The sequence below is a fragment of the Paenibacillus sp. FSL F4-0236 genome, from assembly GCF_038000135.1.
Taxonomy (GTDB): Bacteria; Bacillota; Bacilli; order Paenibacillales; family Paenibacillaceae; genus Paenibacillus_AQ.
Genome location: NZ_JBBOBK010000001.1, coordinates 2,602,653 through 2,629,649, shown reverse-complemented (window position 1 = coordinate 2,629,649; position 26,997 = coordinate 2,602,653). Strand labels below are relative to the sequence as shown.

The 26,997-nt window shown below is 42.4% G+C and carries 20 protein-coding genes; 18 read left to right on the top strand and 2 right to left on the bottom strand.

All coding sequences use genetic code 11. From position 1 onward, the window contains the following. Positions 1–6 precede the first annotated feature (6 nt). The 11 genes from NSQ29_RS11940 (at position 7) to NSQ29_RS11890 (ending at position 17,650) form a co-directional block, all read left to right on the top strand. The gene (locus tag NSQ29_RS11940; protein WP_341125146.1) at positions 7–2,811 is read left to right on the top strand and encodes a glycoside hydrolase family 2 TIM barrel-domain containing protein; all 2,805 of its coding nucleotides are present in this window, start codon (positions 7–9) and stop codon (positions 2,809–2,811) included. A 654-nt stretch (positions 2,812–3,465) separates the two neighbouring features. Further along, positions 3,466–6,111, top strand: a complete 2,646-nt coding sequence (locus tag NSQ29_RS11935) for a glycoside hydrolase family 2 protein (protein WP_341125145.1) — start codon at positions 3,466–3,468, stop codon at positions 6,109–6,111. Further along, positions 6,104–8,209 carry a hypothetical protein gene (locus NSQ29_RS11930; protein ID WP_341125144.1) on the top strand — a complete coding sequence of 702 codons (2,106 nt, stop codon included), beginning with the start codon at positions 6,104–6,106 and terminating at the stop codon, positions 8,207–8,209. The genes NSQ29_RS11935 and NSQ29_RS11930 overlap by 8 nt, the downstream gene beginning before the upstream one ends. 310 nt (positions 8,210–8,519) lie before the next feature. After that, positions 8,520–9,419 (top strand): carbohydrate ABC transporter permease, encoded by a 900-nt coding sequence (locus NSQ29_RS11925; protein WP_042193925.1) that lies wholly within the window; start codon positions 8,520–8,522, stop codon positions 9,417–9,419. Between the two features lie 5 nt (positions 9,420–9,424). Next, entirely contained in the window at positions 9,425–10,309 is an 885-nt protein-coding gene (locus NSQ29_RS11920; protein WP_341125143.1) for a carbohydrate ABC transporter permease, read from the top strand. A 141-nt stretch (positions 10,310–10,450) separates the two neighbouring features. Beyond that, entirely contained in the window at positions 10,451–11,878 is a 1,428-nt protein-coding gene (locus tag NSQ29_RS11915; RefSeq protein ID WP_341125142.1) for an ABC transporter substrate-binding protein, read from the top strand. Positions 11,879–11,977: 99 nt separating this feature from the next. Continuing rightward, positions 11,978–14,425: an alpha-L-rhamnosidase-related protein gene (locus NSQ29_RS11910; protein ID WP_341125141.1), complete on the top strand. Its 2,448-nt coding sequence runs from the start codon at positions 11,978–11,980 to the stop codon at positions 14,423–14,425. Between the two features lie 64 nt (positions 14,426–14,489). Continuing rightward, positions 14,490–15,518 (top strand): cache domain-containing protein, encoded by a 1,029-nt coding sequence (locus tag NSQ29_RS11905; RefSeq protein WP_341125140.1) that lies wholly within the window; start codon positions 14,490–14,492, stop codon positions 15,516–15,518. A 523-nt stretch (positions 15,519–16,041) separates the two neighbouring features. Beyond that, positions 16,042–16,344, top strand: a complete 303-nt coding sequence (locus NSQ29_RS11900) for a DinB family protein (RefSeq protein ID WP_341125139.1) — start codon at positions 16,042–16,044, stop codon at positions 16,342–16,344. 308 nt (positions 16,345–16,652) lie between these two features. Beyond that, positions 16,653–17,228: a hypothetical protein gene (locus tag NSQ29_RS11895; protein ID WP_341125138.1), complete on the top strand. Its 576-nt coding sequence runs from the start codon at positions 16,653–16,655 to the stop codon at positions 17,226–17,228. Positions 17,229–17,314: 86 nt separating this feature from the next. Beyond that, positions 17,315–17,650: a hypothetical protein gene (locus NSQ29_RS11890; protein WP_341125137.1), complete on the top strand. Its 336-nt coding sequence runs from the start codon at positions 17,315–17,317 to the stop codon at positions 17,648–17,650. A 50-nt stretch (positions 17,651–17,700) separates the two neighbouring features. Here the strand turns inward: NSQ29_RS11890 and NSQ29_RS11885 are convergent, their stop codons facing one another. Beyond that, positions 17,701–17,874 (bottom strand): hypothetical protein, encoded by a 174-nt coding sequence (locus tag NSQ29_RS11885; protein WP_341125136.1) that lies wholly within the window; start codon positions 17,872–17,874, stop codon positions 17,701–17,703. 114 nt (positions 17,875–17,988) lie between these two features. Here NSQ29_RS11885 and NSQ29_RS11880 point away from each other — a divergent pair, with 114 nt between their 5' ends. The 3 genes from NSQ29_RS11880 to NSQ29_RS11870 all read left to right on the top strand — a co-directional run bounded on the left by NSQ29_RS11880 (position 17,989) and on the right by NSQ29_RS11870 (position 21,720). Continuing rightward, complete coding sequence (locus tag NSQ29_RS11880; RefSeq protein ID WP_341125135.1) at positions 17,989–18,678, top strand: recombinase family protein; 690 nt, start codon at positions 17,989–17,991, stop codon at positions 18,676–18,678. Positions 18,679–18,684: 6 nt separating this feature from the next. Then, positions 18,685–19,497 (top strand): zinc ribbon domain-containing protein, encoded by an 813-nt coding sequence (locus NSQ29_RS11875; protein WP_341125134.1) that lies wholly within the window; start codon positions 18,685–18,687, stop codon positions 19,495–19,497. 183 nt (positions 19,498–19,680) lie between these two features. Then, the gene (locus NSQ29_RS11870) at positions 19,681–21,720 is read left to right on the top strand and encodes a serine/threonine-protein kinase (protein ID WP_341125133.1); all 2,040 of its coding nucleotides are present in this window, start codon (positions 19,681–19,683) and stop codon (positions 21,718–21,720) included. Here the strand turns inward: NSQ29_RS11870 and NSQ29_RS11865 are convergent. Beyond that, a complete protein-coding gene (locus NSQ29_RS11865) occupies positions 21,692–22,351 on the bottom strand; it encodes a hypothetical protein (RefSeq protein ID WP_341125132.1) in 660 nt (219 codons plus the stop codon). The genes NSQ29_RS11870 and NSQ29_RS11865 overlap by 29 nt on opposite strands. A 104-nt stretch (positions 22,352–22,455) precedes the next feature. Between NSQ29_RS11865 and NSQ29_RS11860 the strand changes: the two genes are divergently transcribed. The 4 genes from NSQ29_RS11860 to NSQ29_RS11845 all read left to right on the top strand — a co-directional run bounded on the left by NSQ29_RS11860 (position 22,456) and on the right by NSQ29_RS11845 (position 26,908). Next, positions 22,456–23,814 carry a serine/threonine-protein kinase gene (locus NSQ29_RS11860; protein WP_341125131.1) on the top strand — a complete coding sequence of 453 codons (1,359 nt, stop codon included), beginning with the start codon at positions 22,456–22,458 and terminating at the stop codon, positions 23,812–23,814. Positions 23,815–24,042: 228 nt separating this feature from the next. Continuing rightward, positions 24,043–25,632, top strand: coding sequence for a hypothetical protein (locus NSQ29_RS11855; RefSeq protein ID WP_341125130.1), 1,590 nt, complete (start codon positions 24,043–24,045; stop codon positions 25,630–25,632). 308 nt (positions 25,633–25,940) lie between these two features. Further along, complete coding sequence (locus tag NSQ29_RS11850; RefSeq protein WP_339240997.1) at positions 25,941–26,189, top strand: hypothetical protein; 249 nt, start codon at positions 25,941–25,943, stop codon at positions 26,187–26,189. Between the two features lie 353 nt (positions 26,190–26,542). After that, positions 26,543–26,908 carry a GNAT family N-acetyltransferase gene (locus NSQ29_RS11845; protein ID WP_341126754.1) on the top strand — a complete coding sequence of 122 codons (366 nt, stop codon included), beginning with the start codon at positions 26,543–26,545 and terminating at the stop codon, positions 26,906–26,908. The last annotated feature ends 89 nt before the right edge of the window (positions 26,909–26,997 follow it).

Here is a 26,997-nt window from a genome sequence, read left to right as displayed (position 1 = left end):
GATATTTTGCAGACAAAGATCAACCTAGAAGGCGAATGGAAGTTGCAATTGGATGAGACAAAACAGGGACTAACCTTGCCTTTTACCGATGTTATCACACTGCCGGGAACAACGTCATACGCACGTAAAGGACCAAAGAACGAGGTAGTTTTAGTAAGCGCTCTAACCGATGAATATTTGTTTGAAGGGCAAGTCTGGTTCGCAAGAGAGGTATTCATTCCGGATGAGCTGGCCGGTAAGGCCTGCTATCTATTTTTGGAACGGACGAGACTTACGACGCTTTGGCTGGACAATACGGAGATCGGTAGCCGTAATAGTCTGAACACCCCGCATATATATGAATTGCCGAAGCTACAAGCTGGAATTCATACAATCACCGTCCGTGTGGACAATATCGATTACCCAACCAAAGGCGGACATTTGACTTCACAGGATACCCAGACCAACTGGAATGGAATTACCGGTCGTATGGAGCTTCAGTTCTATGGGGAATCGCAGCTTACAAATATCCGACTGGAGTCGAATCTGGCTGCACGTACGGTTCGTATTACAGCAATTTTGGACAGCAACAGTGAAACTACGCTTGCGGTGTCTGCCCAAAGCTTCAATAGTGAAGAGACACACGGGGTGGACGAGCGTGAGTTTCCTGTTTCACCGGGGCTTTTTTCCGTCGATTATGTGCTAGGACAAAACGCGTTGCTCTGGAGTGAAGGCGCTCCCAATCTTTATAATATAACCCTTGTTTTGAAAGACAGGGATGGACATATTACTGACCAACAGGAGCTCATCTTTGGTTTGAAGGAATTCCGAGCGGAGGGCGACAAGTTTACAATCAACGGAGAGAAAACCTTTCTCCGCGGCAAACATGACGGCCTGATCTTCCCGCTCACCGGCTATGCCCCTACTGATGTCGAGGAATGGGTAAGAATCCTTGGCATTTCCAAGTCCTACGGTATCAATCATTATCGCTTCCATACCTGCTGTCCACCGGAGGCTGCTTTTACCGCTGCGGATATGCTTGGGATCTATATGCAACCAGAACTTCCATTCTGGGGTACAATTACGGAAAAAACCGATGATGGCCATAATCAAGCAGAGCAGGATTATCTGATCAGTGAGGGTTATGCCATTCTCCAGGCCTTCGGCAATCATCCCTCCTTCGTGATGATGTCCCTTGGTAATGAGTTATGGGGCAGTAAAGCTAAAATTGATTCTTTCCTGAAGGACTATAAAGCGTTCGATAAACGGATTCTCTATACACAGGGCTCCAATAACCACCAATGGGTACCGGAAATTCTGGAACATGACGATTTCTTCAGTGGGGTACGCTTTTCCAGAGACCGACTGTTCAGAGGTTCTTATGCCATGTGTGATGCACCACTAGGACATGTACAGACTGCCTTGCCGAGTACATTGAAGGATTATGATGATCAGATCGTACCTTTGGATCTCTTGAATGGAGAGAAGATGGAAGATACAGCTGGCGGTGAGATCCAGATTCAGTATGGTACCGAAGCCAAGACCGTGAAAGCAGATGAGGCTTCCGGAGAATGGATACCGCACATTCCTGTTGTTTCGCATGAGATTGGACAATACGCAACCTATCCAAATTTTGAAGAGATCGAAAAATACAACGGACCACTCAAGGCCGAGAATTTCAAAATTTTCCGTGAACGCTTGGAAAGTAAGGGACTGGGGCATTTAGCCGCTAAATACTTTGAATGTTCAGGGCAGCTGGCCGTAGCCTGTTACAAAGAGGAACTCGAGGCGGCATTCCGCTCCCGGCGGCTTGCCGGCTTCCAGCTCTTGGATCTCCAGGATTTCAGCGGTCAGGGAACAGCATTAGTAGGTGTCCTCGACGCCTTTATGGATTCCAAAGGAATGATTAGCCCTGAGGAATGGCGAACCTTCTGTAATGATGCCGTTCTGCTGGCGAGATTTCCTAAGTATAACTATGTCTCCGGTGAACCGTTCGATGCTCATGTAGAGCTAAGCTGCTTCCGCAGCGGTTTGCCAGATACACTTGAATTACGTTGGGAACTGACTGTGGATAATGGTATTTTGGCAGAAGGTACAAGCGAGGTGAACGTTCCTGCAGGAACGAATTACATCGATATCTGCGATTTGGAAATAACGCTGCCTGTAGTTGACCGGATGAGTACAATCGTATTGTCTCTCTCGATACAGGGGACAGATATTCGTAAGAGCTACGATCTATGGATTTACCCAGAAAAGAGCGGCAATATGCTGGAAGGCATCCATGTATTCGACAAGCTGTCTAGTGATGCGCTTGCACTACTGGAGCAAGGCGAGAACGTGTTGCTGATGCCGAAACCGGAAACTCTCCAAAATGCTGTCGAGGGTTATTACTGCACAGATTTCTGGTGTTACCCAATGTTCCGCTCTATCTCAGAGAGCATGAACCGGCCAGTTCCTGTGGGTACCATGGGGCTGTTAATTGATAACAGCCATCCTGTATTCCACGAGTTCCCTACCGAGGAGTATTCAACATATCCATGGTGGAATATCGTTCAGCACTCAAAATCTATTATCATGGATGAAGCTGATCGCTGTTGGAATCCCGTGGTGCAGACCATCGACAATTTTGAAAGAAATCATAAGCTTAGTTTCCTCGTGGAATGCAGCGTAGGAGCAGGCAACTTACTAGTGTGCGCTTTAGATGCAGACAAGGTAAGCGATACGCCTGAAGGAAGACAATTCTTATCAAGCCTTGCAGGTTACATGAAATCCGCAGCATTCAAACCACAATACAAAGCAACTGTTAACGAGCTTCTTGAGTTAATCAAGTAGGGGGTTTCTAAGACTCTTCATTGTATTTCATATGGATGAACAGAACACAGGGACAGTGCTTCTTTATATACGATGGCCCGTTTAACAGCAGAGCAGCGATTCTCTAAGTCACGAGAGAACCGCTGCTCTTTTGGTGCTAGTCAGGAGGCAGACTTCAACTTCAACAGTGTAATCATCCTCTAGCTTGTGAGAGTTTCGGACTCCAGTGAACCTATTGCTCAGAAAGAAGCTCAATTACAGAGTTTTTTATGCGAATAGCGACTATAGGGTCCGTCAGCATTCCAAAAGTGTAATAATACTACGCTTAGGGTCATCTCAGTCCGATAGGTGCTACGTCGTTGCAGGAGTTCTTGAATCTCAAACCAAACAAAAAGCAAAGGAGATCCCCAGTGGCCTTTCACGGCTTGAGGGAACTCCTTTTTCGCGTTCTACAAACGGCTTGGTTCTAGAATGGTTGTTTGTATTTAGCTGCAACTGCGCAGATTAACAAACGATTTCACAGGGTTAGGGGCCTTCGAAAATGATAACCCGATGCTATCATTGGTAATGAAGCTAGATGAATAGAATTGTAAGCGCATTAACCGATGGCGCCAGAGCCGTTCTTAGTCATGAACAGCGCCAAATTAAGCAGGATTTGGGGGAACGGGAGAAGACATGAAACAAATATTATTGAACGATCTAAAGTGGGAAGTCAAAGGGTACTGGCCTTGGGTGCCGTTAAAGGGCACCAGCATGGAGCTGGGGCAGGAATTGATGGGAGTTACAGACTGGATGCCAGCTACTGTGCCGGGTGGAGTTCATTATGATCTCTACAGACAGGGCTGGATTAGCAATCCTTATGAAGAGTTGAACAGCTTAAGCTGTGAATGGGTAGAGAACCGTTGGTGGGTTTACCGCACGACTTTGAAACATCCTGAGCTGAAGGCATCCCGAGTTGAACTGGTCTTTCAGGGGCTAGACTATGAAGCAGCTGTTTACGCCGACAATATCCAGTTGGGTGAACATAAGGGAATGTTCGAGCCGGCTGTATTCGATGTTACAGATCTCCTCTCGGAGCGGGAGAGTCTGGAAATCTCAGTGCTACTGAAGCAAGCACCGGATGAAATGGGGCAAATCGGCAAAACCTCGGCCACCTTTACGCAGAAGAGCCGTTTTAATTATAAATGGGATTTCTCCACCAGGTTAGTTAACGTCGGAATCTGGGATGATGTGGTACTGAGAGTTCACCTGGATTGTTCTTGGCAAGACGTGTCGATCACTACAGATGCAGAGCTTGGTGAGAATGACGGGCAGGTGTCTGGTCGAATTTCTATTCAGGCAAGCATCAAACAGATGGCTGGTCCTGAACGTACAGGGAGGCTGACAGCGAGCATCACTTGTTCTGATCCGAAGGGGAATCCGCTGCTGGTTCAGTCGTACTCTGTTCTTGCGGGAGAAGTTGTGAACGCGGAGCTCGAAATACCTGAACCTCAGCTATGGTATCCAAACGGTTACGGAGAACAACCGCTCTACAGCCTTGAGTTGAAGCTAATGGACGAAGACGATATGGAGCTCGATACACGAAGCTTACAGACAGGCATCCGCAAACTTAATTATATCCTTAATGAAGGAAGCCCCGACAACGCGCTACCTTATACGGTTGTGATCAACGGGTGCAAGATTTATATAAAAGGGGTAAATATGACACCCTTGGATCATCTCTACGGAAATGTGACGGTCGAACAGTATCAGCAGATGATCCATCTTATGAAAGCGGCACATATCAACCTAATTCGGGTATGGGGCGGTGGAATCATTGAGAAGAAAGCGTTTTACGACTTATGTGATGTAAACGGCATTATGGTCTGGCAGGAGTTCATCCAATCGAGTTCTGGCATTGATAATATTCCATCCAAGCAGCCAGAGTTCCTGGAACTGCTGCGTAAGACGGCTTGCACCGCACTCTGCGACAAACGCAATCATGTATCACTAACGGTATGGAGCGGTGGAAATGAATTAATGAGTGAACCAAACAAGCCTTCAGACCTCAGTGATTCCAATCTGGCGATGCTAAAGGGGCTGGTAGAGCAGTATGATCCGCAGCGGCTCTTTCTGCCGACCTCGGCATCTGGTCCGGTGGAGTATATTACGGAAGCCAACGGCCAGGGGCATGATGTTCATGGCTACTGGAAGTATATGGGCAACCCCTATCACTACGAATTATATGGCAGTAACGATAATCTGCTGCATAGCGAATTTGGAGTGGACGGTCTGAGTTCTCTCAAAAGCCTAGAGAAATTTCTGAATGAAGCCAACCAGCAGCCTGTCTCGATGGAGAACAGCGCCGTATGGAGACATCACGGGGAGTGGTGGGATACGCTAAGCCGTGAAGAGGAAATGTTCGGTAGCATGAATGATTTGAAGCAGTTTTCCGCTTGCAGCCAATGGATGCAGGCTGAAGGAATCCGCTTCGTGCTGGAGGCTAACCGTCGCCGCAAATTCCGGAACAGCGGCAGCATTGTCTGGCAGTTCAACGAGCCATGGCCGAATGTGTCTTGCACCAATCTTGTAGATTATTATGGTGAAACTAAGATGGCTTACCACTGGGTGAAACAAGCCTTCCGTCCGCAGCATGCATCGCTAGATTATCGCAGCCTACTTTTAACGCCTGGTACTAGATTTCATGAAAATGTATTCGTGCATGGTGTGGATGGAGGCAAGGTAAAGGTTGATGCAGAAGTGCTAGATGCAACGGGCAGAAGCCTATATCGGCAAACCTTCGAGGCAGAAGGAGACAAAGATCGTGCTGTCTGTGTTGGGGAGTTGAATTTCAGCGTGCCTGAGCCTGAGGATCTATTATATTTTGTCAGATTGTCATTCCGGAACATTGAAGAAGAATCGCAGCAAAATTTATATGTGTTCTCTACCGCTAACCAACATCTTTATGCCCCAGCACTTGATCTTACAGGTGGCAACCTTCAGGTGCGGCAGGAAAGCTTATGGCAACCTACTGGTGTAGGAAAGATAAGTCACCAAGCTCACTTCACTCTCCATAATACTGGTAGTGAAGTACTGTTACATGTACATGCAGAGGAGAAGGGGGACCGCTACTGGATGGAAGCAGAAGAACAGTTCCTCACCCTTTTTCCAGGAGAAAAAAGGAAGGTGACGGTTACTTGCACACCGAAACTGTCGGGAGGATTTCTGGCTGGGGAGAATTACTGTAGTACCGACGGTCTGCCAGAAATTAAATTTTGCTCGTTTCTGACAGCACATGGCGATACGATACCAGCAGATGGAGGAGAAGGAATTTATGAGTAAATCATTGTGTTATGTACCGGGGAAATACGTTCCGCTAAGTTGCTTTATTCTGAGTGGTGGATCTGAACCCATTGCTCTACCCGTTACTAGGGCTGTGGCCGATTACTTAAAATTGCACAACGCAGAACTACTGCTAGCCTGCTTGCGGAGCGGTGAAGTAACTTATCACAAAGCCGGTTGGTCAACCCTGCGAGAGGATACAGTCGAGGCTGAAAAGGCGGAAGGAACCCAGAATTCAGAGGAAGGAGTGTTCGTATTGGTCAGTCCGTTACTGATCAATACGCTTCCAGTAGTGTCACACTGGGATAACAGTGCTGCTGAGGGGAAAGGCGGCTTCCGTTATGGTGGGACCGACGGCATCGGGACCCTGCGGATGGACGAAGCTGGAGAGAAGGTTGTAGCTGAGCATGTACGGCTCTATAATAACGATCCAGATAGCCCTTATGTATACAATACCGAAGATTATCAGTTCTTCGGCAGTAACGAAGGGGATAAAGAACTTAAAACCCCGCAATTTGAACGCTATATTGGTGACCGCTACAGTCTCTATGCAGTAGATGATTTAGTTGCCATCTCCTTGAGCGACCGTATCCTTAAGACCTTCGGGTATCCGGTGGTCTACCGTAATGAATCCGCTGACGATGGGGCTCTTTTAAGCAATGCGCCTGTGTTTCAGCTCATCAGCGGCAGTCTGTTAGTTACGAAGAACGGTCAGCATAGCCTTGCGTCCTATATTTTGCCGCCCAATTGGAGTGCGAAAAGTGTTAAGGGCTATCCGCTGTTATTCAACGGTTATTATGATGCCAATGAAAATACCTTCAGCACTGTAGGTCCCTCATTTCTGGAAATCATCGGAAAGACTCTAGCCAGCACAGGCAAAGGTATTGTTGGTGTTCTGTGGAACGGTGGAGGTTACATCGGCAGCCGCTCCCTGCAAAGCTCCATTTACGCCGGGATTGGTGCGGCAATTGCCAGAGGCCAAGATAGCTATGGTGGTGATGCGGAGCAGGTTGTGGCCGTGGGTGGCTCACGCGGTGGGCTGACCGCGTTGCTGGCGGGAGGCAATCCTCTAAGGCTGCCGTACCGGGTGCGGTACACATTGTGTTATGCACCTCCGCTAATTCTGAATGGGCTTACCCGTGAGTTTGCGGAAGGGGCATGCCCGTTGATCTGGCATGTGGCAGAGGTGGACACCGGTTACCGGGATATCTGGAAGAAGGACTGGCGGCATCCTCAGACCGGAAGATCAGGTATCGAGACTCTGCTACAGACACTTACGGGAGCTGGTGACTCTGCAAGTCTGCGGGAAACGACCGGACTGGAATCCGATTTCTTCTTAGACGGTCTTAAAGCGAGCGGCACTAAGCTACTGATAAACCATGGCACGCATGATGCCTTTACCCTCAGCCGATTCAGCTTTGCCTTCGCGGCCTTGGTCCGGAGTCACGGCATTCCACTTCGCCATGAGATCGGCTACCGCTTCGGGCATAACAACTGCACGGACCTTTACGAGCAGGCTGCTCTGTGTCTAAAAGCTATACTACAGGAACAGGAGCTTGAATTCACGGGGACGGTGCATTATCGCAGACGCAGTCCAGCTGTGGGCGAGTGGGAGCAGACGGAACGTTTTGTTCCGGTTCATCAGCCAGTTTTTCTGGAGGCACCGAAGTTCGTAGCGGTGGGTAGTCCAGTGGCTTGGACTCTTTATGGAGAGCCGGGAATGGAATACCGCCTAGAGCTGGGAATCCTAGATCAGCAGGCTTGGGAACAGAAGCAGCAGGTAGTCCGTAATGAGTGCATTACCCTCGCGTCCGGTGTTTTACCTGACAAACAGCATCCTCTTGAACTCTGCTCGTGGCAGGATGGGGTAAGTCAACTCGCTGACGGGCAGCATGCGGGTTATTATCTCTATGAGTTATCTTACAGGCTCAAGGGTGAACAGGACTGGAACGTAGTATCTCCATCCCGTGTGCCGCAGCCCGGCGTGGAGCCGCAGGCGGTACTCCGCATTTTGGAGGAGCAGCCCAATCCGGCGAGCGAAGCATTTCGAGCGGAAGCAGCCGTCCTATGCATTAGCTCAGGGCTAAGTGAGGCCTAAACAAAACGTCATACCATGAACATAAGCGGTGTACGACCATTCCGGTGCGTACATCGCTTTTTTTTTGAAATATAAGAAAGTATAAGGTTCATACCATACACAATCTTTTATATTTCTCGCATGATTGCTTGCCAGCAAAATAAGTAGCTTTACAAACGCTTTCGCAGGGTTACCGGATTTCGAGGTTTTGTAGGAAGCGCTATCATTTAAATATAACAACTATACAACGCCTGACCGGAGTGAATTCTTGGCTTCGGGAGGAAGGAAGGACAGGAGCATGATTGGAAAAACCACTGAACTAAATTCTTTAATGACTAAGAAAAAGAAAGGTTATCCTGTGCGGCGTCTATTTAGAGATTGGTCATCTTGGATATTAATTGTCCCTACACTGTTTGCCTTTTTCTTTTTTTCCTGGCAGCCGCTGGTCAAGGGCATTGTGCTCTCTTTTTTCAATACAGAGGGTTATAATGCCGTAAGCTTTGCCGGACTGCAGAATTACAAGGATGTGATACAGAACTCAGCATTTCAGCAGACACTGACCAACTCTTTCGTGTATGTGTTCTGGTCGCTGCTGATCGGTTTTGCTGTACCCATTATAGTCGCAGTTGTGATCAATGAGCTCAGGCATGGGAAATCGTTTTTTCGCTTTTCGGTCTTTTTTCCGAGCATGGTTCCCGGCATTGCTGCCTCGATGTTATGGATGTTTCTGTTTGAGCCTGGGAAGGGCGGCGTGCTGAATATTATGCTGAGCGCTCTGGGATTCCCGGTGCAGCAGTGGCTTCAGGACCCGGACATGACGATTATGCTGATTATTTTCACGATTACCTGGCGGAATTTCGGGGGAACGGTGCTGCTCTATCTAGCCAGTCTGCAAAGCATTAATCATGATCTGTACGAAGCGGCTTCCATCGACGGTGCGAATGTATGGCGGAGATTTAAAAGCATCACCATTCCGCAAATTTCCAGCATGATCGGATTGATGATGATTTTGCAGATCAGCGGTGTATTCCAGATTTTCAACGAGCCTCTGGTCATGACCGAGGGTGGGCCAAACAATGCTTCGATGACGTTGATGCTGCAAAGCTATTATTATGCGTTCCGAAGTTTTGAAGCAGGGCATTCCATGGCGCTGGGGGTTATTACTTTTCTTGTTCTGATGGTGCTAACTATTATTTATTTCCGGCTGGATAAGAAATTGAACAGGGAGTAGAAGCTATGAAAACAAAAGAAGCATTTGGTATTATCGGGAATATAGAATATAGATCACCTTGGGTGCGCGTTCTGTACTGGTGCATGTTCTTTCTGATGATTGTGCTTGCCGCCGTCTGTATTCTGCCTCCGGTCTGGATTATGGTTTCGAGTCTTAAAGACATCAAAGAGTTCTATGCGATCCCGCCCACCCTGATTCCTCGCTCATTCAATGTTGGCAAGCTATGGGAGACCTGGCAGGAATTTAACTTTCTCAGTTATTATCTGAATACGGCTTACTTAGCCGTCGGTTCTGTACTGTTCTGCCTTACGTTTAACGGGCTTGCAGGATATTTTTTTTCCAAGCTGAAGCCTCGAGGGAGTGCACTGCTGTTTGCTCTGATCGTGTGGACCATGATGGTTCCGAATACAGTCGGTATGGTACCGCTGTTCAAAAACCTGATTGATTTTCCACTGCTGCACTTGAATCTGACCAATACCTACTGGCCGATGTGGTTTATGGCTGCCGTGAATCCAGTGGTAATTCTGATCTTCAAGAACTTTTTTGATACCATACCACTGGCGCTGCTGGAAGCGGCCAAAATTGACGGAGCGAGCACCATCGGCATTTTTATCAGGATAATCCTCCCGCTTAGCGGACCAGTTATGGCCACAATTACGATACTAACGATGAACAGTGTCTGGCAGGACTTCTTCTGGCCTTTTATGGTGCTGAAGGATAAATCGACCTGGTCGGTCATTGTGGCGATCTATAATCTGAAAGCGACTTTGCCGCAGGACATTCAGTTTATTGCGCTGACGTTTGCGATTCTGCCGCCGATTATTCTGTTTGTTTTTTTCCAAAAGTACATTATGAACGGACAATCCATGGGCGGCAGCATTAAAGGGTAACATCACCCGATCACAAACCATTTCACAGTTTTGCCCCGTAGGGTGCTGCAGAAGGTGCGTGGTAAGATGATTTCAGATTTAAAAGAAAGCGCTTTACATGTTGTGAAGAATGCTTTAACAATAAGACTAGGGGGAATTACATTGAGAATCGAACACACCAAAAAAATTACAGCTACACTTGCGCTAACGCTGCTCCTTACGGCCGGTCTGGCTGGCTGCGGAGGCTCCAAAGAAGAGAACGCCGGAGTGAATACGGAGGAAGCGAGCAACAAACAGGTGACGATCAAGGTCAGCAACTGGCCGAAGCCGAATGAGGAAGCCAAAATTGCCCAGTATGAGCAGCTCATGGCGAAGATGAAAGCTAATTATCCAGATATCACTGTGGACAAGGATGAATGGGGTTATGATGTCAGCTCTTTCTTGCCTAAAGCGGCTAGCGGTCAGCTTCCTACGGTGTACGAAACCTTTTTTACAGAAACTAGCAAAATCATTAAGGCAAATTACGCGGCAGATATCACGGATACGATGAAAAAATATGGCTATGACAAAGCGATCAATCCAGATCTGCTGAAGATGGTGACCAAGGACGGCAAATATTACGGGATTCCGAAGGACGGCTACGTGATGGGGATGCTGTACAATATGAATCTCTTCAAGGAAGCTGGACTGCTGGACGATAAGGGCATACCAAAGTTCCCTAAAACATATGAAGAGCTAGCACAAACTGCGCAGATCATCAAGCAAAAGACCGGTAAGGTGGGAATATTCCTGCCAACCAAAAGCGGCCAGGGCGGCTGGATGTTCATGAACATTGCTTGGGCTTACGGCGCGGAATTCGAGAAACAGGTGGATGGAAAATGGCAAGCGGTGTTCAATTCTCCAGAGGCAGCGGCGGCCCTGCAATATGTGAAGGACTTGAAATGGAAATATGATGTCCTGCCGGACAATAATCTGGTGGATGTTACGAATGACATGTTCCGCATGTTCGGAACCGATCAAGTCGCTATGAGCTTCGGCATGAATGACTGGCCTCCAGTCATCCAGCAGCAGACCAAAATGTCTAAAGACAATGTGGCAATGTCCGCACTTCCAATCGGGCCCATCGGGAAGCCTGTAACCCTGCTCGGCGGTGGTCTATATATGTTCTCGCCTAATGTAACCCCTGAGCAGATTGATGCTGGATTCAAATGGCTAAAAACCTACGGCTTCACACCGGAGTCCTCAGAAGAGGCATTAACTGGTTGGGATATCGAGAAAAAGACACTGAGTGATCAGGGTCTGATCGTAGGCCCTTACGGACTACGGATTTGGACAGATGAGAAACGGATCGGTGAAGAACAGAAGATTCTCGACAAATACAACAATGTAAACTTGGATTTGTTCCGTGATTATATGGACAACGGCAGTAAAGGCATGCGGGCAGAAGAGCCGGTCAACGCTCAGGAATTGTACCAGAAGCTGGATATTGTACTGCAAACCGTCCTAACGGACAAAAACGCAGATCCACTGGAGATTTTGACTAAGGCTGCTGAAGAATTCCAACGTGATTATCTCGACAAGGTGAAATAAACACAGTCAAACGGCGGCGTCGTCCTTCTGAAGGGCGGCGATGCCGTTTCTGCGTAGATTGCGAAATCTACTCTAATTGATAAAGGAGATGTGCATTACATGGCAGCAAAAGAATGGGGAGACTGGAACGCACGCTGGATCTGGCCTTTGGTTGAGAAAGGAACAGCTAGTTGGGAACAGCAACACGAGCGAGTATATTTTCGCAAAGTGTTTGAGCTGCCAGCTGGAGCCGGGAAGGCTTATAGTCTAAACTTGGCCATTACTGCTGACAGCCGCTACAGACTCTTTGTTAACGGGCAGCGTTTATGGGCCGGTCCTTGTAAGGGTCATGGACATGTACAATATTATGAGGAATTCAGTTTAGACGACGTTTTGCAACCAGGTATAAATGTGATTGCTGTTATGGTAGTTCATTATGCAGGGACATCTCCCTTTGAGCTGGGGGAAGACGGACCTCTATCCATCTGGCGTTCGCAAAAAGGCGGCTTGCTTGTAGAAGCGGAAGTTATGAACAATGGGCAGCTTGTGCAGGAACTGAATACAGATACCTCATGGAAAAGCATTAGGGACCACAGCTACAGACTCCAGCCGTTTCCGATTATGCGCTGGATGGGCGGATTGGAAGAGGTGGAGGGGGACGTAGCGCTGCTGGATTGGACACTGCCGGAATATGACGACAGCGCCTGGTTAGCCGCAAGGATTGTACAGCCGGTGCGGGATGATTATGGCCAATTGACCCCATGGCAACTGGACAAACGTCCGATTCCGCTGCTGTATGAGCGGGAGCAGCTCTTCCTAAAGCTGATGCGGAGCAGCAGTGGTGAAGGAGATGCCCTATTTGAAAACGGGCATTGTCTGGAGCTGCGGAATGAAGCTAGTGAGGTTGCCCTGCCATTAGCAGGAATACATGTGGAAGCGGGGCAGCAGCTTTGGCTGGAGCTGGATGCAGGTGAGCTAATCACAGGTTATCCGCAGCTTAAGCTCCTTGGGGGTAAAGGTAGCCGGATCACCCTGCTTTACGCCGAGTGCTACGAAGAAGAGACTGGGGATGACGAGATCCGCCGCAAAGCTGTCCGCGATGATATGCGGGAGCATGTGTTAAGAGGCGGTTATGACAGCTACCATCCAGCCGGTTATGGCACCTCGGTGCAGATGGAATGCTATGAGCCATTCTGGTTTCGTACTTTCCGGTATGTCCGGCTGGAGGTGAATACTGGAGCTGAGCCTTTGACGATATCCGGCTTCAGTTATCGGGAGACCGGATATCCTTTGCTGCCGGAAGGAAGCTTTCATTGCAACGATGAACGATATAACCAGCTCTGGGAGCTGAGTGTCCGAACACTACAACGCTGCATGCATGAGACCTACGAGGATACGCCGTATTATGAACAGTTGCAATATACCATGGATACCAAACTAATGATGGAATTTACGTACCTGTTATCAGGAGACGACCGATTGGCACGGAGGGCAATGGAAGATTATAGGGCTTCGCAGCTGCCAAACGGCATGTTGCAAAGCCGCTACCCCTCCGTGCTGCCACAGGTCATTCCCTCCTTCTCCTTGTATTGGATCGGGATGATTCATGACCACTATAGATCCTTTGGAGATTTGGATATCGTAAATCAGTACCGACTGCCACTGTTATCTGTATTGGACTGGTTCGATCAGCGACTGACACCGCAGGGTCTGGTGGACAGAACACCTCGCCAATATTGGAATTATTTCGACTGGGTAGAAGAATGGCCACTTGGTGCACCAGACTGTACGGATGATGCACCTGCAACCGTGCTTAGCCTGATGTATGCAGCCGCGTTGGAGCAAGCGGCTGAATTACTTGCCGCCAGCGGGTGGACGCAGATTGCATCTGAGTTGCGCCAGCGCAAAGCCGCGGTCAACGCTGCGGTACTGGATTGCTGTCGCCAATCGAACAGCTTGATGTTCCGCGACAGTCCGGCGGCAACAGCGGAAATGCAGCTGAGCCAGCATACGCAGGTCTGGGCGATTTTAGCTGGCACGGTGGACGCTGTAGAGGGGGCAGCACTACTAGAGGCTACAATGGCTGACACATCACTGGCTAAACTTTCGCTGCCGATGAGCTATTATCTTTTTCGCGCGTTGGAACATTGCGGATGGTATGACCGCTCCTTCAGACTATGGGCTCGTTGGATGAAACAGCTGGATTTGAACCTCACTACACTCCCAGAAATGGACTCTGTTGGAACCAGAAGTGACTGTCACGCCTGGAGCGCGCTGCCGATCACTGAGTTCACAAGAGGGATATTGGGTGTCCGGCAAGGGATAGAGGGAATAACCATAAAGCCACATTGCGGCGAACTGCAACAGGCCAGTGGAATCGTAAGCACAAGTCTGGGTCCAATACATGTAAAATGGGAAATCCGTTCAGAAGCGGGACATAAAAGCTTCCATTTTGAAGCTAACTGGTCAGCCGGTTCGGCGATTACAATTATCTTGCCTAATCATGAAGTGCTGCTGACAGATGCAGGTTCTTTTTATAAGGAGATCGACTTTAGTCACTTTAGCTGATAGTCTGATTTCAATTGATCTTCGTTTTCGTTGATTCATACACCAGAGGGGGATGGGGAGTTATATGTTCAGATCATTCGGCCGCAACATCCGCCTTGTCCTGGTGTTGTTTATTACCGTTTACATTGCCGCTTCGAGTTTCATTTTGTACCGTACTATGGAGCATAGAAGTTTGGATATGTTGCGGCAGTTGTCCGTTCAATACACTGGCCAGCAGCATAAGAACACTCTTTTGTTCATGAACTGGCTAGAGGAGACCTCCAAGCTTATCTCCAACAATCAGGTGGTACAAAATGCGTTGAAAAAACCAGCATATGATGGAGCGATTTCTCAGATACTTGAGGGCATCCGCTCCTCTAGCAGTGACATTCTCGGCATTTATATTTGGGGTGAAGCAGGGGGGACGTACTCCTCGAGCAATGTATCCGGGCTTCTCCCCTTTACAGAGATCAAGAAAGTTCCGGGGATGGAACAATTCCTGGATAATCGGGAACAGGCTTTGCGCTGGACGGTGCTGAACCGGGAACATCTGATGAACGCGCCTTCTGATCTGCGCGACCGTCTGCTGCTTGAGGTAAAAATTCAGAATACGGAGGGGCAAATTTTAGGTCTGCTCTCGCTCGAAGTTGAGATTGACAAGCTGTACAGCTTCTACCTGTCAGGCAAGAATACGATCTACGGCGAGAATGAAGTTTATCTGCTGACAAGTAACGGAAAGCTACTGAATGCGGCGGATGTGCCCATGAAGCGACTGCAAGAAATTAGAACTGCGCTGGCTACACCAGAGAAGGATAATCCAGCTATGACGGAAGAACAAGATAGTTCTAGTAGCGGTGCTATGGATTTGTTGGAGCGTGAAACGGCCGACGGCTTGATTTTGCTCTATCCGCTGCCCGAATCGGACGAGCGGATAGTCACCTATATCTCTGCAGACGGCATGAATGCAGAGCTGCGGACATTTAAGTATTTAATGATCGGTTTAAACATCGTCGTGTTCATAGTGTTCTGGTTGCTGATTTCAATGCTTAGTGGCAGTATTGTTAATCCGCTGAAACAGTTGTATTTGAAAATTAACTCCACGATGAAAGACTAAGATTGGCAGTCGGAATGGCAACAGAATGGCAGACAGAATCTATGAAGCATTGGAATTTCAGGTTAGACGCTAAAATCTGCAAAAGGTCACTGGCTAGCAGTGCTTATATCTACTCAGACAAAGAGGTGTCCCCCAAAGCAATGAATTGGTTGCTTGTGCTTGGGACGCCTTTTGGCGTTTTTAATAGAATGAACGGGAGTAGAGGGAGATGCGATGCACAAACTAACCTATGATTCACAACATATCTCGCTCTGGCAGATTAAACTAGTGTCCAGATACACTTAATCGTCTGCTCTTAGCAAAATAGGGTTTTTTGAAAGTCTCTAAAGTGTCAGACCGGGAAAATAAAGAACTAGACTGACGAGGGCATTAAACTAACGAACAGTTAATGTCACAAGAGGGAATAGCAGGGTGATGTCGAATTATTTTGTCTGAATAGTTAGAATTTTAATATTTAGATGATATAAATTAGGAGCGTGCTCTATAATGAAGACTCTGTTCCAATACAACTAGCAGGTTCGTAATGACTGGTTCTCTTGGTGTGAAGATGTATCTGAAGATGAAATTGCTTAAAGCTCGTATTGGCAGTGTTGGAGGAATCTTAAAAACACTGTTTCACATCGTTTATTGGGAATATAGTTGGATTCACTGCGTATTGCAAGGAAAGACAGAATTTGAGCAAGAGCCCTTCGAGGCTCACAGAAGTCTGAAGCAGATACGAGATTTATCAATACAGTTTCACGCAGAAGTGGAGCCATTTGTTACGTCATGGACACCGGAGATGGAATGTAAAGAGCTGACACTTCTACGTGATAATGGTGAATAGATAACATATAAGCATGGAGAAATCATGCGTCACGTCATCGCTCACGAAATCCATCACATTGATGGGATGTTCGTGTGAATCAATTTTAAAATGCTTTCGCCATTGAATTGGCGGAGGCTTTTTGTTTGAAAGTGAAAGATTATCGTTCGTCATATTTTTCCATTTCATTGTATAATAAGAGCATAGTCTATAGGTACAATTTGATTCTCGGTAGTTCGTTTAATCGATTGTACTGCTTATATTTACGAACTTCGTGAATATTACGTTAGATGAAATCAACCAACTACAAATATTAAGGAGATTAGGAAATGGAAGATAACAGTTTGGATTGTGGTTTAACAATAAGTAATATGTCTCATGAATTATTCAATGATGCTTTATATTATAAAGAACAATCTGAAAGTTTCACGGATTTCTTTATTCAATGGAGATATAAGAGATCAGCTATTATAAGTTTCTGTGCCTCAGCAGAAGCATGGATGAGTTCTTTAATTAAATGTAATTTAAAGGATAAAACTATAAGTTCAAGAGAGCAAGAAGTATTAGACTTTATTAATGATCATAATGCAAATATGCCAATTGGGTATAGCAATGTAAGACGAAAACTTTATAATTTTATCCCAGCAGCAATAACTGGTTCTACAATAAATTGGACTACTAACCCTAATGAGATTTTCGAAAGATATATAGATCTGAGTAACATGCGAAATAATATAGTTCACTATGCTACAAAAAATGGCAGTGTAATAAGAAGTAATGAATTTTCAGAGTTGCTAGATCAAGCAGCACAGATTGTTAAAGATCTCTTTAATGAGTATGATATTTTGGGGAGCAAGGTCAAAACTCCATCTTGGTTCAAAGAACGTAATTCTAAAGAAATTTAACAACAGGTTGGAATATTCAAAGAAGGGCTGACATCATCTAACATAATATTCAAGCATCGGCTCCGTTGGAGCCTTGGTCGATTTCGATGAGGCAATTCAGCAGACGCACCCAGCATACGCTACAGCAGCATGAAGATTCGTCACAGCAGGAAGTAATATTAAATGAAGAAAATACACGAGAGTTGCAGCAAGAACTAAATGATGGCAATGAAGAGCGGCCACTTGCCATTGAAAATATTGTAAAGCCGGGAAAATTCGGAGTAACGAACAGCCAAATGATTCCAGCCATTAAGCAAACGATTATGGATGGCTCAGTCGAAAAGCTGAGGATGCTTCGTTCCATGTACCTGTATTCCTTCGAAAATTCACTAAGGTATCTGAAGAAGTCGGAGCGAGAATTCATTCAAAATAATCTGAAATAGAACAAGCCGGAGCGTGAATGGGTCATGCGCTCCGGCTTGTTTTTATTTTGTTAAGTTTTCTGACTGTCTTGCGTAGAATGATGCACTTTGGGGAGAGGTATGTCTATCTCGGCCTCGGCTTGGACAGTTTCGCTCAATATCCGGGCCACATGCTCATGAAATTGCCGCAACGCTTTGCCAGATGGCTGATTTACTTCTTTGATTACATATTCATATTTCATCATAAATTACGCCTCCATAATTTTACAGTTGTCATATTCGATGATGTGTCATCAAAAATGCTCAACATTCTATTTGGAAGGCGGCAAAATATTAACACGTTTGGAGTAGAGGAACCTATGGAAAGCAAAACAATTAAGCACGTAGCCGTCTATTTAAGAAAATCACGGGACGATGGTGAGTTTGAAGACGTTCTCTCGAAGCATAGGGATACCCTTCTGACCTTGGTCGAGAATCGAAATTGGACCTATAGGCTATATGAAGAAGTGGCCTCTGGTGAAAAGATCGAGTCCCGTAAGGAAATGCAGAAGTTACTTCGACATGTTGAAGACCAGCTTTATGACGGGGTAGTGGTCATGGATATTGACCGTTTAGGGCGTGGAGAAAATAAGGATTGGGCACTCATAAAAGATACGTTTTTGAACTCAGAGACGGTAATCATTACACCGAACAAGATATACGATCTGGAAATAGACAATGACGATGTATCATTTGATTTCATGTCTATTTTTGCCCGAATAGAGTACAAAACGATTAAGCGAAGAATGAAGCAGGGGAAAGAGGCAGGAGCCAAGAAAGGCATGTGGACAAATGGAAAGCCACCGTTTCCATACTATTATGATAAGAACATAAGGTCGGTACTGGTGGATGAAACAAAGCGTCCGATTTACCGAGCGATTGTAGAGAAATATCTTAATGGAACAAACCTTGGTCATATTGCCATTTGGTTGACGGATAACAAGATACCCACGCCATACAACATTAAGCCCGATGGAAAGAACAAGGGCTGGTCAAATATTACGGTTTAACGGTTGTTGGCAAGCGAAATCCATTTGGGTTACATTACTTATGGAAAAACCCGTTCCAAGCGTGGTCAGGTGGAGCTTGTACCCGAAGAAGAGCGGATTAAAGTCATGGGAACACATGAAAAGCTGAAAACGCCGGAAGAACATGAAGCGATCATGGAACGGCTGCTTAAGAATCGCATGTTGAATCCCAATTCAAGACGTAACATTTTTCCTTTGTCAGGCTTGCTGTATTGTGAAAAATGCGGTTCACGGATGAGATTCCGGGTGGGAGAAAACAAGAAGCAGGGACAGCACTGGAGTGCATTGTGCTATCACCAGTACAAAGATGAAAGCAAATGTGAACAGCGTGGCAAGGTAATGGATGCTGATTTTTTCAATGCTCTGTATGATCGGATTATCCAGATTGATCCAAACATTTTGCGGGAGATTGAAATGCATGGCAGTCGGTATAATGATACACGAGTGATCATCGAGGTCAAAGTGCAGGAATTGAAGAAGCAGAAGCGAGCGTTGGACAAGCTGCATGAATCTTATGAAGAGGATATGCTTACGAAGCAAGTATTTTTGGAGCGTAAAGCTATCCGGTCTAGGCAGATACAGAAACTGGAGGAAGAGTTAAAGGATTTGCGGAAGGTTATAGTAGATGAAGGGAATTATCCAACTGTGGAGCAGATATATAAACGGGTAGGTGAGTTTAGGGAGTTGTGGGACGTAGCGGTGACAAGTGAAGAGAAGAATCGGGCGTTGAAGAAGCTGGTGGAGCGGATTGTTTATGATAGAGAAGGAAATCGGATTGAACTGACGGTCTGTTATAAGTGATGGATGGTTAGTTTGGAGTCAATAGCAAACAAACCTCTGGAATATTTCTAGAGGTTTGTTTTGTACATACAATTTATATCGTCCTGGCTGCGAATGTGTGTTGAAACAAATTTTGCTTCTGTTTTTCGACAAATTGTGGTTCAATGGTACTATATGGTATTCCAAATATTGGAGGTAATGTGATTGGATAACATCAATGGATATGAAGTTGTTCGTACGCTAGGTGCAGGTAACTTTGGTACTACATATGAGGTAATGAAGAATGGTAGTAGTTTCGCATTAAAATTGATACGAGAAAACATTCTTGATAAAGAAGCTGTAAATTCAAAAAGGGTAGAAAGAGAAATTAAGATTATTAAAGCTGTCACGCATGAAAACGTTGTTAAATATGTAGATGATGGGTTTATACATGATGGCATACAGAAATATCGTTATATAGTAATGGAATATGTCCAAGGAAATACACTTGAGGCGTATATAGAACAAAATTCTCTAACTGTTTCTGAAGCATGTTCAATAGCTAAAAATATCTATTTAGGAATTGCAGCTATTCATAAAAACAATATTATTCATCGAGATCTAAAGCCCTCAAATATTATCATTACTGATGATAATTTTAACATAAAAATATTAGATTTTGGTATTTCGAAATTAATAGATGCAAGCACCCTTACCACCACCGGACAGGGAATGGGTACATTTGCTTATATGGCTCCTGAACAATTACGATCTGCTAAAGATATAGATTTTAGAGCAGATTATTATTCAGCAGCTGCAGTTTTATATGAACTAATATCTGGTGAAAAACCGTTAAAAATGAATAATCAATTAGAGGCAATTCACAAAATCTTAAATGAAGTTCCTGAATCACTTGCCTCAAAACTTCTTTCCGTTCCTATTGAAATTTCTGAACTGGTAGAGACTTTGCTAAAAAAACAACCTTTTGAAAGAAGCGTTTCTTTCGAGAGTATATTATCAATATTGGATAAGTACAAAAAACCTGGAAGTAGACATACTTCTAAAGTCACAACTATTTATTTTAATTCAAATATTGAGTTTTTACCTATGGTAATACAAAATGATGCAAAGGCCGTTGTTGAATATCATAATAGTCACAAGATACAAGGTGCTGTTTTTAATGTTCCTCAATTACTTAAGTCTGATAAAAATTATTTGAAGCTTGCACAGAGTGATAGTGATGTAAAATTAATTGTTGATCCATACACTCAGACATTAGGCTATTCAGCATTCACAACTAAATCATCGTATAAAAAGATCCCTTACTTAATAAGTCCTCTAAGGAAAGAGACACCAAAAGATTTTTTGAATGTATTTTCACTACAACAGAGAGTTAGGAAGGTTATTGATCTTCAGGAACAATACAAAGCTAGCATTTTAATATCTCCTTATCATTTTTTGGAAGATCCAAAGGATGAGTGGATAAATGTCGATTATAATGCCTATAAAGAAGGTAAGTCTTATCTTCTAAGCGCAGGTATTAATAAGAAGCTTTATTATGGTATATCATTTGAAATTGGTAAGTTTGAAGATGTCGATAATATTAAGTCTCTTGTGAATTTGGTTACCTCAGCAAATCCAGATGGGTTTTATTTGCAAATATCAGGGAATTTTGAAACAGCAAACGCAAACCACTATCTTTCTTATGCCTATCTAGTAAAAATGCTTGCTGAATCGAAGAAAGAAATAATTTTGTCTCGTGTTAATGATTTTTCTTTAGGACTAGTTGCATTAGGTGCAAATACTGTTTCCTCTGGTTTGGGACAAAGTGATAATTTCAAGAAAGAGTATCTTGAGCGTGAACAAGGGGGAGGAACAGCAAGACGTTATTATGTTGAGAAACTGATGGGATTATTTAATCAGAATATTCTACAGGATGTTTTATCTACAAATGCAGGACAAGAATGTATATGTAGTTGTGATTTTTGCCAAGCTTCCAGCAACACAAACCAGTTATATGAATTTAATAACGTAATCAAGCATCATATGTATATTAAAAATAAGCAGATGATTGAGCTGTCAATTCTGGAACCTAGGGAGAGATTGAATAGTTTTGTTACTAGGGTAAATGATGCAGTTAAGTTGACGAAAGATATTAATAAGGAGAAACGAATCAAGAACTTTGGACATTCTCATTTAGAGACATGGAGGGACATCATATTGGAAGTGTCACAGTCTAAATTAGATGAGGCTTATCAACTTTAGTACTATCTCTTGAAATAATTTCTTCAGTAACTTTATATCGCATAGCGGGGTCTAATGGTTTGTGAGGAATAGGTTTTATTATCTCCTTAACCTTAGACCCAACACTTATTAATCCTACGTTAAAATTATAGAGTTCTTTTTGATCAACCCTATGAATATACTGATCGTCAATTGCTAGATAAGATTTTTCTGCAAAACGATGATATCTAATTGCTTGAGCAATCCCCGTTTGCCAATCTTCAAGTTTAGCTTCAATCGCAATTACATTGGGACAAAATAACTTGAATTTTTCATTTCTACTATAGAAGTTTGCATTGTGTGTAATTGCACCGCTATACTCTAATCGTTTTAGGACTGAATACTTTAACTTTGATTTTGAAATGAATAAATTTGATATTAATTCATCCAGGCTGACTTTTTTTCTCTTACGGATGTAATCGAACACCCTTATATCATCAAGATCTTTTAAATATACTCCTTGTCGAGTTTCAATAAAACGTATTAAATCTGCTTGGTTTCTAATTATCAATAAATCAGAAATCCCATACCCAACTCCGACTTCTTGAATGGTGAAGTATTTATTGTAATGTTTAACTAACCTAGTTACTAATTCTTCCTCAGTCTGAAACACAAGCAGTCACCTTTTCATAAGTTTAAAATTATTATTCCCGAAGAGTATTATACAATGAATTTTTAGAATCATCTATCACTGTTGTTAAGGAGAGATCAATTTTTTTGGAAGAAAACGATATTTATAAAAATAGATTCCAAATAATTAGAAGTTTAGGTAAAGGTGGGGTGGGAGAAGTCTTCTTAGCACTGGATACTTTTACTCAACGAAAGATTGCTCTTAAAGTCTATAGTAATAGGGATAATGTTTCTACTGCAAGAATTCAGAGAGAAGTAGAGATAATATCCAAGTTGAAGCATACTAATATTCCGGTTTTGTTTGATGTAGGTTTTTTTAAAAATACATACTACTTAGTTCAAGAATTTATTGATGGAAATACATTGGAAAATGAGATCAATACAACATCAGTAACGATAAGAGAAGCGATTTCTTACTCAAAGGATATATTAAGTGCTTTATCGTATTTACATCAAAATAATATAATACATCGCGATTTAAAACCTTCAAATATTATTATAAGCAGAACAACTAAGAAAGCTGTATTATTCGATTTTGGCATTAGTAAAACTGATTCAAACTGGACAGATAATTTGACTCTAACACAACCAGGCGGTTTTATTGGAACGCCTGCTTTTATGGCACCAGAACAAATAGAAAATCAAAGTGTTACTTTCAAAGCTGATATTTACTCGCTAGGTTTGATTCTTTATAAATTATTTTCCGGAAAATTACCGTTTGATTATAAGAATATCAAGGATATCTTCTCAAGGGCTACTAAAAGTTATCAAGTCATTATTAAGAACGACACATTAATAGGATCTGAAAAACTAGAAGAGCTTATAAATCAAATGTTGTCTTTGGATCCCGATAATAGGCCTGAAATGAATGAGGTATTACAGATTATTAATATTCTTGAGACATCGAACAGTGATAGAATTCAAGATAAACTATTGGACGATTTCAAGCCCACTACTGAAGATGTCGAAGCTTTTGAGTTGAAAGTAGATGAGAAACAACATAAAAGTGGAACTGGATTTTTTTCCAATGAACAGTTACGACAGGAAGAAATATCCGCAAGTAGAGAGTTTTATAGGAACCACTTAGATTTGGATTACAAAACATTACTTTCACAAGCTAAAATTTCATTTTGGTTGTGGTTCGCCACTTTAGTGATAGGATTTTTAATTATTTTAACCGCAATAATACTATTGTTCATGGATAAGCCTCTTCAAAGTGGAGGAATGGCACTAAGTGAAGTTTTTATATATATCGTTCAAAATATATTTAAAATTAGAGAAGACCACTATAGAGAACAAGCTAATAATAAAACAAAACATCTGGAGATAGGGAACTACTGGAATCTTATAACTCAAAGTATTGATGCTATAGAAGAAAATGCTATTAAATCATCTAAATTGAACGAGCTTGTAGATAATTTGAATAGCCATATTAAGAACCAGTAAGAGTTCAAAGCAGATGATAAATTTCGTTTGAGAATAATTCATAAACTATTAAAACGTACACTTTTTTATTATTCCTGCTATTCTCCTATGCATTGGTAGAAAATGCACTTGAATAGTATTTTCTACCAATTGCCACCGTGAAGAAGTGATGACAAATCAAAAAGTGCCCTTTAGATTAACCAAGGATTCTTCAAAAGTTAAATGTAAAGTTTAAGGAGCCGTTCAAAAATGAATTATGAGAAAATTCCATCCTATAATGAATTGTTTTTTGAAGATCAATATGAATTTAAATTATCTCTCGATTTCAACAGAATAGCGTATGTATTATCTTTTCTTGGTTACTTATATACGGAGAAAGATACTATGAATAAAACATTTCTTGAGGAAAGTGTAGGCGTTAAAGGTATAGATCGTGCAATGGCAAAAGAATACTTGGAAGACAAAGTATTAATAACACAATTAGGGGTTCTTAATGCTTGGAAATTAGGTTTTAAATGTCTCAATCAAGATCCAGAGGAGAATTATTCAAGTGCAGATGTTTTATTTAATACATTATACCGAATTATTATTAAAAAACAGGAAGAGGATATAGACAAAATAGGCGATGTTAGTGTTAAAAATTCTTTAATGACAATTGGGATTTTAGATTACTTGGACAATCAGGCATCTGAATTTAAAAGATCTTTTTATATGTTTATAAGCAATAAAGATAGATTTTCAGTAGATCCGAAATATATAGGATATAAAGATTTATTTGAAAAATTTGAAAGTAAATACGGTATATCCTTAGAAGCCTATATGAAAGGATTATATGTGCTTGTATTTTATAAATGTCAGCATAACTATGAGCAACTAATAATTACGCGTAATATGACAAAGTACAATTTTGTTATTGACCCTGCTCAAATTCAAAGTCAAGAGACAAGAGATAATATAATAAAAGTCTTGGAGAATTTAAGTATTGATTTTGAGACTTCAAAGAAATGGGCTAAAGAAGCCGAATTGGAAACCTTCAATTTTAAATTATTCATGGAGAAACCCATATATAAAATTAATGAAAATTGTTATTTGCCTATTTGTAGAAAGTTTTTACAAGATCAACTATTCCATAGTCTGATTTATAAAATTAGAAATTTATATGAAGAGTCTGATATGAAGTTTTTTCATTTATTAGGTTTATTATTTGAGGATTATGCAGTTTATATTTTTGAACAAGTTATAATTCGAAGTGAAATTAAATATACAATTATTAAAGAATTTGAGTATTCTGTAGGAAAGAAAGAGCATAAATCGTCGGATTTGATTGTTTGTTGGGAAAATGATGTTTATGTATTTGAGTGTAAATCTGCAAGAGTGTTAAACAGTATTTACAAAATTTTAAATCAGAGAGAAATTGAACAATCTATTGAGAAGGTAATTAAAAAGCCCATTTCACAAGCAATTACTAGAATGAATGAAATTGTAAATCTAGGCATTAACGAAGAGTTAAATAATAAAAAAAACTATTATTTTATATCAGTTACGGTTAGTAACTTTCCAGATCATTTTTCAAATTTTGATCAACTACTTAATCAAATTAAAAGCAGTGAAATTAAAATTGCTGGTTGTTTTAATTTTAGTATCGAAGAGTATGAATTACTTTGTGATGTTTTAGTTCAAAATAATAAAGCCTTGAATTATTATTTGAATGACTATAAATATAATACCCCTGATCATTATTCATTTAAAAATTATATAAATCAATTTAATGTGAAATCAGTTGTTTTTGAGGATATCGAGAAAAAAGTTGAAGCTTTTGAAGAAAGCATAGACTTATAAAATGCTAGGGAAATTATAACAAACAAAAAAATATGAACTCTCAAAGCTATTTATATATACAGATACTTATCTTGACCCACACGCACCTCTCATTGGTCAGTTGTCTGTATGGGTGAGAGAAATTGGGCGAGAACCGATCATAGCGAATCTACTTCGTAGGTGATTGTTCAGCTAAAGTAAAATTCCATGTCACTAACGGGACACGATAGCGGAACAGAATACCGTGGCAGCTGCTCCTTTTGTTATTCAACTATTGGGCAGGATAACGCTATGGTAAGATAATGCAATAGAACACATGGGGTGAAAAAATGAGAATGTATGCTCTTCTTACAGAACCAATAGGGGATATAAGTAAGGTAATGATTTATGAATCAAAGTATCGTGTTTATGTATTTCTATTTGAAACTCATGAAAATAAGGGTGCAAATGCTGACTATTGTTATGAAACATTAGGAGAAGCAATGGAGTTCTGCAATGAGGAACTAAACATAGTTGAGGAACAGTGGGTTGTTATTAACGATCCCAAAGAAGGGGAACAACACGATATTATTTACTAAACCAGTATCCACAGCATTAAGTTAACGGGATACGTTACTTAATGAAATAGCGACAGTCTGGACTTTATTTTATAGTCCTTTGATGTCGCTGTTTCAAGTTCTAGGGGCAGTCTAAACTTATATTATAGATTCTGATGTATGCAATTAAATTGATAATGATGAATACGAATTTTTAAAAAAGAGGGATTACAATGGTTTCAATTGTTCAAATAATACTTTATGATTCTTATAAAATTCGTGACATCGATCGTTCGGAAACAATAGAATTGACGTACAAATTAAAGCACGGGGTACTTGAAGAAATAAGAACAGCACATGAAAGTCCCAGATGGACAGAAGATATCTATCTATAGATAATATCTCGATATGAATATGAACTCACCAATGGTGGTACGGCTTTTGGAGCATTTAACGGAGATAAACTGGTCGGGTTTGGTGTCTTAGCTCATAAGTTCAGGGGTTATGATAATGATAGGCTTCAGATTGACCTTATGTATGTGACACGTGAATATCGAAGAAGAGGAATCGGTAGTCTTATTATGGAATCACTGAGTACAGCAGCAGTTGAAAAAGGGGCGAAGTACTTATATATTTCGTCTACCGAGACTGAATCTGCGGTGAAGTTTTATACTAGTCATGATTCAGCCATTACATCAGAGATTGATTTGGAATTATTTGAAAAAGAACCTAATGACATTCACATGCTAAAGAAATTATAATCACCAGAATAGAGTTGGATTTTAACTAAACGGGCAGGATAGTTGAATTAATCAAGGGCATAATATTCCCAAAAAATTTGGAGGAATCG